We start from the raw sequence: 14,704 nt of genomic DNA, 5'->3' as shown, positions 1-14,704 counted from the left end.
AGCCGTGACGATTCTGACAGTCGTCGGCGCGCATGACAGGTGCTATGCCTCTATGGTGGACGTAATTCTAACGGCGGGGCAGCGGGCATCCAGATAGTCAACTTTCGACCGGCCGTCTCGATGACAATGCTTGCTATCCCGGGCAGCCAGCGAATCGAGGAGCCGATGAGTGATAACTCCGACAGGCGGCACCGCCCCCTGATCGGGTACGTCACCCACGACATCGCGCCGCCGATCAGCCCCGCGCCGATCGGCCGGACGTGGATGTCGGAGATACGGCAAGGGTGGCCGCATCGATGTCTGCCCATGTTGATCGCCAACCAGAGCGGCTGGGAGGTGCGCAACCGCAGCGCGTTCACCGCTACGTGGATGGGCGGCAATGACCGCGCGAACCTGATGATCGCGCCCGATACCCGCGAAACCGGTCAGTTCCTGCCCTCGAGCCACTTCGGCTACGGCATCCTGACCTGGCACCTGCCGATGCTGTTCCGCACCCCGCCGGGCTACAACTTGTTGGTCCGCGGGCCGGCCAACCATCCGAAGGATGCCATCTCTGCGCTGGAAGGCATCGTCGAAACCGATTGGTCCAGCTCGAGTTTCAGCATGAACTGGAAATTCACCCGCGAGTTCATGCCGGTGCGATTCGAGGTCGACGAGCCGATCTGCATGATCGTGCCGCAACGCCGGGCCGAGCTCGAGGAGTTCGCCCCCGAGCTCAGGCCCATCGAATCCGACGAAGAGCTGCACCGCAAGCACGAGCACTTCCTCGGTTCACGCGGCGCGCTGGGCCGCGAGCAGGAAGCCGCGGAGAACGAGAAGGTGCCGTGGCAAGGCGATTACACGCGGGGCCGGCACAGCGACGGCGAGCCCGGCGCGGAAGACCACCAGACGCGCCGTCGTCTAGGGTCGTTCGTTGCCCATCAACCCGAGAACACGGATTAGGAAGAAATCACCTCGTGTGCACGGTAACTGCCGCGGGCGCTGCATTTTCGTGACCGCGTCGGCCGCCTGCGCCGACGCACCGGCCCACGCGATGTACCCGTCGGGGCGCACCAGCACGGCCGGTCCGTGGTCGGCCCGCTCGGCCTGCAGCGTCCCAGGTGTCTCGACCGGGGCGGCGCCGTATTCGCGGATGAGGACGAAGCCGCCGCCGCGCTGCAGGTGCGTCAGCCGTCCCTCGAGGAGAGGGATCGCGGCGGCACGGCTGCCGACCAAACCGCGCCGGCCATAACGCAACGTGGTGCCCGCGAAGCTGCCCGCGACGAAATCCTGCACCGCGGATATCCGAAGCAGGTTGGGAGCCAACAGATTACGTAGCCAGATCGCGGGCCGCCGATGCAGCGTCGCGGCGCGCGCGATCATCCCGGACTGCAACAGCACCCGCTTGCCGATCGGGTGGCGTTCGTCCTGGTAGGTGTCCAGCAGGCTTTCGTCGGCGCCGCCGAGCGCCGCATCGAGCTTCCACGCCAGGTTCGCGGCGTCCTGGATGCCGGTGTTCATGCCCTGGCCGCCCATGGGGGAGTGCACGTGCGCGGCGTCGCCGGCCAGGAACACCCGCCCGTGCCGGTATCGCGCGACTTGCCTTTCGTCGCAATGGAATCGCGACTTCCAGCCGATCTCGATCACACCGAAGTCGGTCCGCATGGCGCGGCCCAGGACGTCGATGATTTCGTCGTCGTCGACGGGCGCGCTGTCGGGCAGCTGGTGGGCGCGGTCCCACACCAGGGCCCGGTACCACGAGCCGTCCTCGTCGTGGCGGTTATACGGGGCCAAGAACCCCAGCACGTCACCGGTGGTGCCCACCACCAAACCGCCGTCCGACGGGCCGTGAGCCAGCTTGACGTCGGCCAGCATGAGCGAGGTCAGCACAGTCTTGCCGGGAAAGGCCGTGCCCAGCAGCGTTCGGACGGTGCTGTGCGCGCCGTCGGCGCCGATCACGTATCGCGCTCGCCACGTCTGCCGGTGTGCGAGGACGTCGTCGTCCTTGGGACGGGCGGTAACGGTGACGCCGTCGGCATCCTGCTCGAGCGCGACCACTTCAACGCCACGCCGGATCTCGGCCCCTTCGGTCACCGCGTAGCGGCGCAGTGCCGCGTCGACGTTGGTCTGCGGGGTGATCAAGACGAACGGGTAGGCGGAATCGAGGCGGGTCAGGTCGAGGCGGGCCTTGGCGAACAGTGTCACGTCCGGTCCGCGCTGGCCCAGCGCCAGCAGTCCGTCGGCCGCGTCACGCGCGTCGAGGACCTCCAGCGTCCGGGGCATGACGGCGAACGCGCGGCTGGTCGGGTTTTCGGCGGACCAGCGCTCCAGCACCGTCACCGACCGTCCGGCACGGGCCAGGTCGCCCGCGGCGGTCAGGCCCGTGGGGCCGGCTCCCACCACCAGGACGTCGACATCGCGAACAGTGGTTGTACTCACCGGATCGCTCCTTCCGGTTCGGGGTGCCAGCGACGGATGTCACCGGGGGTGGCTTGCGCGGCCTGGTTGAAGACGAAACGGCAGTCGGGCTGGGTGGCGTGCGCGATGTCGGCGCCGAAGTCGATCAGGCAGTTGTCGACCTGGTAGCCCGCGGCGCGCAGACCCGCGACGTTGTCGTCGTTGGCGGCCCGTAATACCTCTTTCGACAGGCCCGTGAACTGGGTGAACTCGGGTGAGGAGTAGTCGATCAGGTCGGGATCGAGCCCGATCTGGATGACGGTCACGGTCATGTCTGAGCCTCCTCGACGCGCCGTTTCAACAACTGTTGAAATCAACGTAAGCCCGACTGGTAGCGATGTCAACAGTTGTTGAACTAGGATTTCGGCATGCCTACCCGCGACGGCAAAGTCACCCGCGCGACGATCCTCAGCGCGGCGCGCACCCTGTTCGCCACCTACGGCTTCGAGCGGACCACCATCCGCTCGATCGCGGCCGAGGCCGGCGTCGATCCCGCGCTCGTCATGCACTACTTCGGCACCAAGGCCGACTTGTTCGCCGCGGTCTCGCGGCTCGACATCACCTTCCCCGACCTCACCGGCGTCGCCCCCGAACGCATGGCCGACGTACTGGTGCCGTTTCTGGTCCGGGTGTGGGATCCGGCCGGACCTTTCCTGCCGCTGCTGCGCGCGGCCGCAACCAACCGGGCCGCCGCCGACGCGCTATTGGAAGTGTTCGTCGAAAAGGTGGCGCCGGCCCTGACCACTGTGACCCCCGACCGCGCCGCTGAGCGGACCGCGATGGTGGGATCGCAGGTGTTAGGAATCGCCATGGCGCGCAACGTCGTCGGCGTGCCCGCGCTGGCCGAGATGGATGACGCGACGCTGACCGACTGGCTGCGCCCGGTGCTCGCCCACTACCTCACGGGCTCGGCGCCGTGATTCTCGCCAACCGCGGCGTCGCGGGTGTGGCATTTGGACGCGTGCTCATCTTCTCGTGACCGCTGCGACAGGCGTGGCCAATGCGGCGAAGCGACGCGACCGCGAAGACCGCGCGCCTAGAGTTGACGGCATGCCGCTAGAAGGGGAATACGAGCCGTCACCATTGGACTGGTCTCGCGAGCAAGCTGACAAGTACGCCGGGTCGGCGGGAGCCGAGGCCGCCGACATGAAGGGCAAGCCGATCATCCTGCTGACCACGGTCGGCGCCAAGACCGGCAAACTCCGCAAGACGCCGCTGATGCGCGTCGAGCACGATGGCCAGTACGCGGTCGTCGCCTCCCTGGGCGGGGCGCCGAAGAACCCGGTCTGGTACCACAACATCAAGAAGAATCCCCGCGTCGAGCTGCAGGACGGCTCGGTGACCCGCGATTACGACGCCCGCGAGGTCCTCGGCGATGAGAAGGCGACCTGGTGGGAGCGTGCCGTCGAGGCATGGCCGGAATACGCCGAATATCAAACCAAGACCGACCGACAGATCCCGGTATTCGTGCTGACGCCGGTCGGCTGAATTCCGGAGTTGGTCGGCTGCCGTGGCACCATTGACCAGTGTCCGCCGAATTGAGCCATCACCCGAGCGTCTCGCCGTTATCCGCGGCTGACATCGACGGCGCGGCCAAGCGGATTGCCGCGGTGGTCACGCCGACCCCGTTGCAGTTCAGCGACCGGTTGTCGGCGGTCACCGGCGCGCAGGTCTACCTCAAGCGTGAGGACCTGCAGATCGTGCGCTCCTACAAGTTGCGCGGCGCCTACAACCTGCTGGTCCAGCTGTCCGAGGCGGAGCTTGCCGCGGGCGTGGTGTGCTCGTCGGCGGGCAACCACGCGCAGGGCTTCGCCTACGCGTGCCGGATGTTGCAGGTGCACGGCCGCGTCTATGTGCCGGCCAAGACGCCCATGCAGAAGCGCGACCGGATCCACTACCACGGTGGCGACTTCATCGACCTGATCGTGGGTGGCGCCACCTACGACCTCGCCGCCGAGGCGGCGCTGACCGACGTGCAAAGCACCGGCGCCATCCTGGTACCGCCCTATGACGATCCGCGCACCATGGCGGGCCAGGGCACGATCGCAGCGGAACTGCTCGACCAGCTCGACAGCGAGCCGGATCTGGTTGTCGTCCCGGTGGGCGGCGGCGGCTGCATCGCCGGCATCACCACCTATCTGGCCGAGCGGACCGACAACACGTCGGTGCTGGGTGTCGAGCCGGCCGGCGCCGCGGCGATGATGGCCGCGCTGGCCGCCGGGGAGCCGGTGACGCTGGAAGACGTCGACCAGTTCGTCGACGGTGCCGCGGTGCGGCGGGCCGGAGACCTGACCTACGCAGCGTTGGCGGCGGCCGGCGACATGGTGTCGATCACCGCGGTGGACGAGGGAGCGGTGTGCACCGCGATGCTCGACCTCTATCAGAACGAGGGCATCATCGCCGAGCCCGCGGGCGCTCTGTCGGTCGCCGGATTGCTGGACGCCGACATCGAGCCCGGTTCGACGGTGGTCTGCCTGGTCTCGGGCGGCAACAACGATGTGTCGCGCTACGGCGAAGTGCTCGAGCGCTCGCTGGTCCACCTCGGCCTCAAGCACTACTTCCTGGTGGACTTCCCGCAGGAGCCCGGCGCGCTACGCCGCTTCCTCGACACTGTTCTCGGGCCGAACGACGACATCACTCTGTTCGAGTACGTCAAGCGCAACAACCGGGAGACCGGCGAGGCGCTGGTCGGCATCCAGCTCGGATCCTCCGCCGACATGGACGGCCTCCTGGCCCGGATGCGCGCGACGGAGCTGCACGTCGAGACCTTGAAACCCGGCTCGCCGGCCTACCGCTACCTGCTGTTCTAGCCCGCCGCCGGCGAACATGCACCAGCCGTTTGGACCCGGCGCCGGCGGTTTCGGGCTGGTCAGCGCCGGCATCGTAGGCTCGCTCGTATTGCTTGTGTGTGCGGCGATTTGGGTTGCTCGGCGTGGGCCTCGGTTACGGGGACTCACGGAGCGGATGTCGCAAGTTCCCATAATGGGCGAAACGATGACATGGGTGCGGGGGCGGATCGGTCGGTTGCCCGCGGGCGAGGTCGCCGGCATCGCATTGCTTCTCGGGCTCGCCGTCGTCGTGTCCTTGGCGGTCGGCTTCACCGAAGTGCTCGACGACGTGCTCGAGGGCGACGGCATCGCCGGAATCGACCGGCCGATAACCTCGTGGCTTGCGAGCCACCGTGATCTATGGCTGACCGACACCCTGCGGGTGGTCACTCGCGCTGGCGGTCCACTTTTGCTGGCGGCGTTTGGCCTTCCGATTTCGGTTGCTGCCGCCTGGCGGTGCAGGTCGTGGCGGCCCGTGGCGCTCGCTCTCGTTTGCGGCGGCGGGATTCCACTGGTGCTCTTCACCGCCAAAGCCTTGGTAGGCCGAGAACGCCCGCCCGTGCCATTCGCCCTGGTCGACGCGGACGGGTATTCGTTTCCCTCCGGACACGCAACCGGCACCGCCGCGACCACCGTCATCACCGCGTGGATCCTGACCCGCTGGCTGATTCCGTGGTGGACCGGACGCGTGGTGGTTTGGACCGTGGCGATCGGTTCGGTGTTCCTCATCGGGTTCTCGCGCGTCTATCTGGGCGTCCATTACGTCAGCGATGTGCTCGCCGGCTGGATGTTGGGCATGGCGTGGGCCGGCGCCGTCATGCTCGCCGGATTCTGGTGGGACAACACCACGCGGGCGGGCCCCCGACAGCCGGACGCGTGAGCACGCCCGCGGCTCAGGGTCGGTGCTCCCTGAGGTACGGCGGCACAGGAGTGCCGGGGTGGAGGTCGTCGGCCGGCACCGGCGGTCCGGCCGCCAGGCTCAGCGGCACCACGCCCGCCCAATACCGCAGCGGAACGTCCTGCGGATCGTCGGCCGGGGGGCCGCTGCGCACCTTCGCCGACACCTCGACGAGGTCAAGCGCGAGCACCCCGGTCGCGGCGAGCTCGCGGGCATCGGGGGCCCTGCAGTCCTTGGCGCGCCCCGGCGCGATGTGGTCCAGCAGGCAGCTCAGCGCCCGCGACTTCTCCGCCGGATCGTCGACGACGCGCGCGTCACCCACCACGACCACCGAGCGGAAGTTCACCGAGTGGTGCATCGCGGACCGGGCCAGCACCAGACCGTCGACCAGGGTGACGGTGACGCAGACCGGCAGGCGCGCCCCTGATGCTTTGGCCGCCTTGGCCGCCAGCAACGGGCCGCTGCCCGTCGAACCGTGCAGGTAGAGCGTTTCGTACAACCGGGCGTGCGTCGTCGGCAAGACCACCGGCCTTCCGGCGTTCGAGTAGCCCAAATGGCAGATCAGCGCCTCGTCGAGGATGGCGTGAATGGCGCGGCGGTCATAGTGAGCGCGCTCCCGGTAGCGGGTCGGGGTGGTGCGTGCCGACGGATGATATGCGGTGTCCACAGAATTGCCCTTAAGTTTGTTCTAGTACATAATATATTGCGTGCCAGTACAAAGCAGCATAACCGGAACCGGCGCGGAATCCATAGCCGCCAGCATCGAAGCGGCGATCTCGGCCGGCGCCCTGGCGCCCGGCGACGCGCTCCCGCCGGTGCGCGAGCTGGGCGGCCAGCTCGGCGTGAACGCCAACACCGCCGCCGCGGCCTACCGCCTGCTGCGTCATCGCGGGGTCGTCGAGACCGCCGGCCGGCGCGGCACCCGCGTGCGTCATCGCCCGGCGACCACGCCGCGCTCGCTGCTCGGCCTGGACGTGCCCGCGGGCGTGCGCGACCTGTCGACCGGCAACCCGAACCCGGACCTGTTGCCCATCGCCGGCGCCTCGCTGGCCGGTTCGGGCGACGGCCCCCCGGTGCTCTACGGCGAGCAAGCCCTCTCGCCCGAGCTGGAGGAGTTCGCCCGCCGTGCGCTGGCCGCGGACGGGATCCCCGCCGATCACCTGGCCGTGACCAGCGGCGCGCTCGATGGCATCGAACGTGCGCTCACCGCGCATCTGCATCCCGGCGATCGCGTAGTCGTCGAGGATCCGGGCTGGGCCAACCTCCTCGATCTCCTTGCCGCACTGGGGCTTTCGGCCGTGCCGGTGCGGGTCGACGACGACGGCCCGCTGACCGACGACCTGGCCCGGGCGTTGGGAAACGGGGTGCGTGCTCTGGTGCTCACCAACCGCGCGCAGAACCCCACGGGCGCCGCGCTTTCGGCGGATCGCGCCGAGTCGTTGCGTGAGCTGTTGGCGCAGCGGGCCGACGATCTACTGCTGGTCGAAGACGACCACTGCGCGGGCATTTCCGGTGTATCGCTGCACACCCTGGCCGGTTGTACCGCGCATTGGGCGTTCGTCCGCTCGGCGTCCAAGGCGTACGGCCCCGATCTGCGAGTGGCCGTCCTCGCGGGCGACCACCGCACCGTCGAGCGGGTGCATGGCCGGTTGCGGCTCGGGCCGGGCTGGATCAGCCGTTTCCTGCAGCGGCTCGCCGTCGACTTGTGGTCCGACCAGGCAGCGGTGGCGCTGGTCGCGACGGCCGAACGGCACTACGCCGCCAGCCGTCAACGGCTATGCGGCGCCTTGGCCGAACGCGGTCTACCGGCGCATGGACGCTCCGGGCTCAACGTGTGGGTGCCGGTTCCCGACGAGGCGGTCGCGATTTCCCGGTTGCTCGGCGCGGGCTGGGCGGCGGCACCGGGCAGCCGGTTCCGGATGAACACGCCGGCGGGCATCCGCATCACGATCTCCGATCTGACTCGCGATGAGATCGATCCACTCGCCGACGCGGTCGTACGGGCGGTGCATCCCGCAGGCCGGGCGATCGTGTAGCCGCAGCTCATGCGCCCTCGTCGTCGGCGGCACCAGGCCCGGGGCCGCTCCACAACGGCTCGACGCTGGCATGAGGCGCGATGTCGTGGCGCACGGTGCGCCGTTCCGACACGGTGTTCGTGGCGCGATGGCTTGGCTTGCGCAGGCAGATCCGTCGCAATGGGTGACCGAACTCAGATGGACTCATGGCGGCATCATGCGGGGTGAGCCCGCCGGGCCGCCAGTCAGTTATCCACAGTCCGCTCAGGCCGACAGGATGGCGAACGAATGGCCCTGTAGCACAGTGCCGTCCGCATCGACGGTCGGCTCGTCCCAGGCCAGCACCACGTCACCGCTGATCGGGATCTTCACCTGTTCGGCACCGAGGTTGCACACGATGCGCAACCGGCCCCGACAGACGGTGATCCAGCGCTCTTCCTCGTTGTAGTCGACCGTGAGGTGTTCCAACCAGGGATCGGCCATGTCGGGGTGGTTGCGCCGCAACGCGATCAGGTCCCGATACAGGCGGTGCAGCCGGGCGTGCTCGCCGGTGTCGACCTCATTCCAGTCCAGTTTGGAGCGCGCGAACGTCTGCGGATCCTGCGGGTCGGGGATCTCGTCGGCGTCCCAGCCATGCTCGGCGAACTCGGCCTTGCGGCCTTCGGCGGTGGCCCGGGCCAAATCCGGTTCGGGGTGCGAGCTGAAGAACTGGAACGGAGTCGAGGCCGCGTATTCCTCACCCATGAAAAGCATGGCGGTGTAGGGAGATCCGAGCGCAAGCGCGGCTTTGATGGCCAGCTGGCCGCCGGTCAGGTTCTGCGACGGACGATCTCCCAGGGCGCGGTTGCCGACCTGATCGTGCGTGCAGGTGTAGGCGACCAGCCGGGTGGCGGGGATGCCGGATCTCTCGCTGGTGTCCAGCGGCCGCCCATGGCGGCGATGCCGGAAGGACGAATAGGTGGCGGTGTGGAAGAAGCCGTGCCGCAGCGTCTGCGCCAGGGTGGCCAGGCTGCCGAAGTCGGCGTAGTAACCCTGACGCTCGCCGGACACCGCGGTGTGGATGGCGTGATGAATGTCGTCGGCCCATTGCCCGGTCAGACCGTAGCCGCCACGATCCCGCGGGGTGATCAGCCGCGGGTCGTTCAGGTCGCTCTCGGCGATCAGCGACAGCGGGCGCCTCAACTGCTGTGCCAGCCAGTCCGTTTCGGTGGCGAGCTCCTCGAGGATGTGGATCGCGGTGGTGTCCACCAGGGCGTGGACGGCGTCCAGCCTTAGGCCGTCGGCGTGGAAATCGCGCATCCAGCGCAGCGCGCATCCGATGATGTAGCGGCGCACCTCGTCGGAATCGGCATCGGCGATGTTAATGCCCTCGCCCCAGGGGTTGCTCGCCGACGACAGGTAGGGCCCGTATCGCGGCAGGTAGTTGCCCGACGGGCCGAGGTGATTGAAGACCGCGTCGATCAGCACCCCCAACCCCTTGGCGTGGCAGGCGTCGACGAAGCGCACCAGCCCGTCGGGGCCGCCGTAGGGCTCGTGCACGCTGTACCACAGCACACCGTCGTATCCCCAACCATGGGTGCCGGCAAAGGAATTCACCGGCAGCAGCTCGACGAAGTCGACACCGAGATCGACCAGATAGTCCAGCTTCTCGATGGCGGCGTCGAAGGTTCCGGCCTCGGTGAACGTGCCCAGGTGCAGCTCATAGATCACCGCGCCCTCGATCGTGCGGCCGGCCCACCCGCTGTCGGTCCACGTCGCGGCGGCCGAATCCCACAATTGTGAACGGGCGTGCACTCCCTCGGGCTGGCGGGGTGAGCGCGGGTCGGGCAACACGGTGGGGTCGTCGTCGAGCAGGTAGCCGTAGCGGGCGTCCGGCGCGGTGTCCACGGTCGTATGCCACCCACCGCCGGCCGAGCGGGTCATGGCGTGCACCTGGCCGTCGACGTCGAGTCGAACCTGCGCGGATTTGGGCGCCCAGACCCGGAATTCAGTCATGGTGGCGCTCCAGCAGAACCACGGGCAGGTCGGCGAACAATTGGGCCGCCGACGTCGGACCGTCGGCGATCACCCCGGTGAGGGCGTCCTTCCAGGTTCCGTCCGGGAGCGGCAAAACCGTATTGCCCCAGCCTGTTTCGGCCAGCCGCACGGTCCAGCGGGTCACCGCCACCACGATGTCCTCGCCGCGGCGGAAGGCCAGCACGTGATCGCTGGCGTCGCCGTTGGTGAGGAGCGGCACGTAGTTGCCGTGCAGGAAGGTGTCCGGATGGTGACGGCGCACGCGAAGTGCGGTGGTGACCACCCGGATCTTCGGATGCTCCAACGCCTGCAGGGCGGCGCGGCGGGCGGCATAGTCGACGGCACGGCGATTGTCCGGGTCAACAAGGCTGTCGTCCCACAGCTCGGTGCCCTGATACACGTCCGGAATCCCGGGCACGGTCAGCGCCAGCAGCTTCTGGGCCAGCGCATCGCTGGCGGCGTGCGGATTGAGTTGGGCGACAAGCTCGGTCAGCTGGCCGGCCACCGGGCCGTCGAGCACGGTGTCCAGCCATTGGTGGACCGCGCCCTCGAATCCGGCGTCCGGGTCGTTCCACGAGGTATGCCAGGCCGCTTCCCGGATGGCCTTCTCGGTGTAGCCGTGCAGCCGCTCGCGCAGCGCGTCGGTGACCTCGCCGTCGACGGGCCATACGCCGAAGATGTTCTGCCACAGGAATTGTCCGGTCGCCGGATCGGGGGAGGGCGCGTCGATCTCCCAGCGGGCGAGGAACTCGGTCCACAGCGAGGGCACCTGTGACAGCAGCGAAATGCGGGCCCGCACGTCCTCACCGCGCTTGGTGTCATGGGTGGTCAGCGTCGTCATCGTCTGTGGCCACAGCCGGGCTCGGGTAGCGGCGCTGTGATGAAATTCGGCGGCACCGACACCGAAGCGCTGCGGCTCGCCGCCCACCTCGTTCAGCGAAACCAGCCGGGCGTCGCGGTAGAACAAGCAGTCCTCGACGGCCTTGGCGGTGACGGCACCGCAGAGCTGCTGCAGCCGGGTGGCCGGCTCACCGCCGCGGGCCAGCGCCGCGACCAGCACCTGCAGTGCGGGGCCCAATTCTGGTGCGGTCGCCTCGGTTTCGGCGAGTGCGGTGGGCAGCAGCGCGACCAGGCCGGGGTAGTCGCAGCGGTATACCTCGATATGGGTGAGCAGCGCGGCCACCGCGTCGGGCAGCTGCGGGTGGTCGACGCCGGCGGTCGCCACGATGCTGCGGCGCAGGCGGCGCAGCTCACTGGCCAGCGTGTCGGTGGCCGAATGGATCTTGAGCTCCATCAACATGTCCGCCATCGCCGGGTAGTCCACGCCGGCGGATTCCACCAGCGCGGTCAACGCCGGGGCGCCATTGGGATCAACCAGAACGCCGCCGATTTCGCGCAGCACGTCATAACCGGTGGTGCCGCCGACGGGCAGGGTGGGCTCGAGCGCCTCGTCGACGGCCAGGATCTTCTCGATCACGATCCACGCTTCCGGGCCGGTGAGTTCGCGCAGCCACGCCAGGTACCCGCACGGGTCGGACAGGCCGTCGGGGTGGTCGATGCGAATGCCGTCGACCAGCCCTTCGGCGAACCACCGCCCGACCTCGGCGTGCGTGGCGTCGAAGACCGCGCGATCCTCCTGACGCAACCCGGCCAGCGAGGTGATCGAGAAGAAGCGACGGTAGCCGCACACGCCGTTGCGCCAGCCCGCCAGCCGGTAGTGCTGGCGTTCGTGCACCTCGGGGCCGCTGACCCCCCCGGTGCCGGGCGCGATCGGAAACGCCAGATCGCCCAGGCGCAGCAGGTCCCCGTCGACGGTGAGATCGGCCGCGTCGTCGTCGGATCCCAGCACCGCCAACACGATGCGGCCATCGTCGTCGAGGTCCCAGTCGATGTCGAAATACGTTGCGTAGGGTGAAGAACGGCCGTTGCGCAACACGTCCCACCACCACGGGTTCTGCTGAGGCACATCGATGCCCACATGGTTGGGCACGATGTCGACGATCAGCCCCATGCCACGCGACCGGGCGGCCGCCGACAGCCTCGCCAGGCCCTCGCGGCCGCCGATCTCGGGGGACACCGTCGTCGGGTCGGTGACGTCGTAGCCATGACTCGATCCCGCGGCCGCGGTCATGATCGGCGACAGGTACAGGTGCGACACCCCGAGGTCGTTCAGGTAGTCGAGCAGGTTTTCCGCGTCGGCGAAGGTGAATGAGAACCCACTGGATTCACCCCGTAGTTGCAGCCGGTACGTGGAGATGACGGGTAAAGCCATGCGTCACTGCGTCTTACGCAAGACGAGCAGCGAGCGGGAGGGCAGCGACACCTTTTCTTCGGCGGTCACCACCTGATCGGCCCCATCTTTGCGGCCCGCCGGTTCGTTGGTGTCCAGTTCCACGGTCCACTCTTTCGCATATTCGCTGTTCGGCGTCACGAACTCCACCGGATCTTCGCCGGCGTTGAAACACAACAGGAATGATTCGTCGACCACCCGTTCACCGCGTTCGTTGGGCGCGCTGATGGCCTCACCGTTGAGGAACACCGCCACACACTTGTGAATGCTCTCGCCCCAGTCCTCATGCGTCATCTCGCGGCTGCTTGGATTCAGCCAGGCGATGTCGCGCACCTCGTCGCCGGTGCGGATCGGCTCCCCCTCGAAAAACCGGCGCCGGCGGAACACGGGATGCCGCTTGCGCAGCGTGCTCACCTTGCGCGCGAATGCCAGCAGGTCGGCATTCTTGTCGACCAAAGACCAGTCCATCCAAGACAATTCGGAGTCCTGGCAGTACACGTTGTTGTTTCCGTTCTGCGTGCGCCCGAACTCGTCACCGTGCGCGATCATCGGCGTGCCCTGGCTGAGCATCAGGGTCGCCCAGAAGTTGCGCATCTGGCGGCAGCGCAGCTCGGTGATGTCGGGGTCGTCGGTGGGGCCTTCGACGCCACAGTTCCACGATCGGTTGTGGCTCTCCCCGTCCCGGTTCTCCTCCCCGTTGGCCATGTTGTGCTTGTCGTTGTAGGACACCAGGTCATTGAGGGTGAATCCGTCGTGTGCGGTGACGAAATTGATGCTGGCGCTGGGACGCCGACCGGTCGCCTCGTACAGGTCCGACGACCCGGTCAGCCGGGAAGCGAACTCGCCCAGGGTTGCGGGCTCGCCCCGCCAGTAATCGCGCACAGTATCGCGATACTTCCCGTTCCATTCGGTCCACAAACCCGGGAAATTTCCGACTTGGTAGCCACCCTCGCCGACGTCCCACGGTTCGGCGATCAATTTGACCTGGCTGACGATCGGATCCTGTTGCACCAGATCGAAGAACGCGCTCAACCGGTCGACGTCGTGCAGTTCGCGGGCCAGCGTGGCGGCCAGGTCGAAGCGGAAACCATCCACGTGCATCTCGGTCACCCAGTAGCGCAGCGAGTCCATGATCAGCTGCAGCACGTGGGGGTGGCGCGGATTCAGGCTGTTGCCGGTGCCGGTGTAGTCCTTGTACAGCCGCAGGTCCGTGTCGACGAGCCGGTAGTACGCGGCGTTGTCGATGCCACGGAAATTGATGGTCGGTCCGAGGTGGTTGCCCTCGGCGGTGTGGTTGTAGACCACGTCGAGGATCACCTCGATCCCGGCTTCGTGGAAGCTGCGCACCATGGATTTGAACTCGGCGACGCTCGATGTGCGGTTGGCCGCGTACTGGTTGTGCGGGGCGAAGAACCCGAAAGTGTTGTAGCCCCAGTAGTTTCGCAGGCCCAGGTCCAGCAGTCGCGAGTCGTGCATGAACTGGTGCACCGGCATCAGCTCGATTGCCGTGACCCGCAGCGACCTGAGGTGGTCGATGATGGCCGGGTGGGCCAGCCCGGCATAGGTGCCCCGAAGCTCCTCGGGGACGCTGGGATGATTTTGCGTCATCCCCTTGACGTGGGCTTCGTAGATGACGGTCTCGTGATAGGGGGTCAGCGGTGCGCGGTCGGATCCCCAATCGAAGAACGGGTTGCTCACCACGCTGGTCATCGTGTGGCCCAGCGAATCGACCATGGGGGGAGTCCCCGGGTCGGCTTCATCGGCATTGGGCCCGTCCGGGTCGACGGCCGTCATGTCGTAGGAGAACAGCGCCTGGCCGAAAGTGAAGTCGCCGTGAAAAGCTTTGCCGTACGGGTCGAGCAGCAGCTTGCTGGGGTCACAGCGGTGACCGGCAGCCGGGTCGAAGGGGCCGTAGACGCGATAGCCGTAGCGCTGGCCGGGAGTGATGTTCGGCAGATAGGCGTGCCAGACGAATCCGTCCACCTCTTCCAAGGGAATCCGCGACTCGCTGCCGTGATGGTCGATCAGGCACAACTCGACCTTCTCGGCGATTTCGGAGAACAACGAGAAGTTGGTTCCCGCGCCGTCGTAGGAGGCGCCGAGCGGATACGGGTTGCCCGGCCACACGGTGGCGAGTCTGGGTTGGTGGTTACCGCCTGCTTCTGAAGCGGGACTGTTGGTTGACACCCATCGACCTTATCCGCGCGCGGTTGTGCTCACC

The 14,704-nt window shown here is 67.7% G+C and carries 13 protein-coding genes; 6 read left to right on the top strand and 7 right to left on the bottom strand.

Annotated features, from left to right (window positions below):
• Positions 1-165 precede the first annotated feature (165 nt).
• Positions 166-942: a DUF6065 family protein gene (locus VFW69_RS17965; RefSeq protein ID WP_526503050.1), complete on the top strand. Its 777-nt coding sequence runs from the start codon at positions 166-168 to the stop codon at positions 940-942.
• Here VFW69_RS17965 and VFW69_RS17960 read toward each other — a convergent pair.
• Entirely contained in the window at positions 901-2,418 is a 1,518-nt protein-coding gene (locus tag VFW69_RS17960) for an FAD-dependent oxidoreductase (RefSeq protein ID WP_526503048.1), read from the bottom strand. The two genes, VFW69_RS17965 and VFW69_RS17960, sit on opposite strands and share 42 nt — an antisense overlap.
• On the bottom strand, positions 2,415-2,708 hold the full coding sequence (locus VFW69_RS17955) for a hypothetical protein (protein ID WP_526503047.1): 294 nt from the start codon (positions 2,706-2,708) through the stop codon (positions 2,415-2,417). The genes VFW69_RS17960 and VFW69_RS17955 overlap by 4 nt, the downstream gene beginning before the upstream one ends.
• 96 nt (positions 2,709-2,804) lie before the next feature.
• On the opposite strand from VFW69_RS17955, the gene VFW69_RS17950 reads away from it, so the two are divergent.
• The 4 genes from VFW69_RS17950 to VFW69_RS17935 all read left to right on the top strand — a co-directional run bounded on the left by VFW69_RS17950 (position 2,805) and on the right by VFW69_RS17935 (position 6,144).
• Positions 2,805-3,356 carry a TetR/AcrR family transcriptional regulator gene (locus VFW69_RS17950; protein ID WP_526503045.1) on the top strand — a complete coding sequence of 184 codons (552 nt, stop codon included), beginning with the start codon at positions 2,805-2,807 and terminating at the stop codon, positions 3,354-3,356.
• Between the two features lie 130 nt (positions 3,357-3,486).
• Positions 3,487-3,924, top strand: a complete 438-nt coding sequence (locus VFW69_RS17945; protein ID WP_526503044.1) for a nitroreductase family deazaflavin-dependent oxidoreductase — start codon at positions 3,487-3,489, stop codon at positions 3,922-3,924.
• Between the two features lie 38 nt (positions 3,925-3,962).
• Positions 3,963-5,246 carry a threonine ammonia-lyase gene (ilvA, locus tag VFW69_RS17940; protein WP_526503043.1) on the top strand — a complete coding sequence of 428 codons (1,284 nt, stop codon included), beginning with the start codon at positions 3,963-3,965 and terminating at the stop codon, positions 5,244-5,246.
• A 16-nt stretch (positions 5,247-5,262) separates the two neighbouring features.
• Positions 5,263-6,144 carry a phosphatase PAP2 family protein gene (locus VFW69_RS17935; RefSeq protein ID WP_526503041.1) on the top strand — a complete coding sequence of 294 codons (882 nt, stop codon included), beginning with the start codon at positions 5,263-5,265 and terminating at the stop codon, positions 6,142-6,144.
• Positions 6,145-6,157: 13 nt separating this feature from the next.
• On the opposite strand, the gene VFW69_RS17930 is transcribed toward VFW69_RS17935, so the two are convergent.
• The gene (locus VFW69_RS17930) at positions 6,158-6,829 is read right to left on the bottom strand and encodes a pyridoxamine 5'-phosphate oxidase family protein (protein ID WP_526503040.1); all 672 of its coding nucleotides are present in this window, start codon (positions 6,827-6,829) and stop codon (positions 6,158-6,160) included.
• A gap of 40 nt (positions 6,830-6,869) precedes the next feature.
• On the opposite strand from VFW69_RS17930, the gene VFW69_RS17925 reads away from it, so the two are divergent.
• Positions 6,870-8,198 (top strand): aminotransferase-like domain-containing protein, encoded by a 1,329-nt coding sequence (locus tag VFW69_RS17925; RefSeq protein ID WP_526503038.1) that lies wholly within the window; start codon positions 6,870-6,872, stop codon positions 8,196-8,198.
• Positions 8,199-8,205: 7 nt separating this feature from the next.
• Here the strand turns inward: VFW69_RS17925 and VFW69_RS17920 are convergent, their stop codons facing one another.
• From VFW69_RS17920 to glgX, 4 genes are read right to left on the bottom strand one after another with little or no spacing between them, the layout of a single operon-like run.
• On the bottom strand, positions 8,206-8,385 hold the full coding sequence (locus VFW69_RS17920) for a hypothetical protein (protein ID WP_526503037.1): 180 nt from the start codon (positions 8,383-8,385) through the stop codon (positions 8,206-8,208).
• Positions 8,386-8,441: 56 nt separating this feature from the next.
• On the bottom strand, positions 8,442-10,172 hold the full coding sequence (gene treZ, locus VFW69_RS17915; RefSeq protein ID WP_526503035.1) for a malto-oligosyltrehalose trehalohydrolase: 1,731 nt from the start codon (positions 10,170-10,172) through the stop codon (positions 8,442-8,444).
• Positions 10,165-12,465: a malto-oligosyltrehalose synthase gene (gene treY / locus VFW69_RS17910; RefSeq protein ID WP_526503033.1), complete on the bottom strand. Its 2,301-nt coding sequence runs from the start codon at positions 12,463-12,465 to the stop codon at positions 10,165-10,167. The genes treZ and treY overlap by 8 nt, the downstream gene beginning before the upstream one ends.
• A 3-nt stretch (positions 12,466-12,468) precedes the next feature.
• On the bottom strand, positions 12,469-14,670 hold the full coding sequence (gene glgX / locus VFW69_RS17905; RefSeq protein WP_526503031.1) for a glycogen debranching protein GlgX: 2,202 nt from the start codon (positions 14,668-14,670) through the stop codon (positions 12,469-12,471).
• Positions 14,671-14,704 lie beyond the last annotated feature (34 nt).

The sequence above is a fragment of the Mycobacterium sp. genome (assembly GCF_036273375.1).
GTDB lineage: Bacteria > Actinomycetota > Actinomycetes > Mycobacteriales > Mycobacteriaceae > Mycobacterium.
This window is presented reverse-complemented; position numbering and strand designations above follow the sequence as displayed.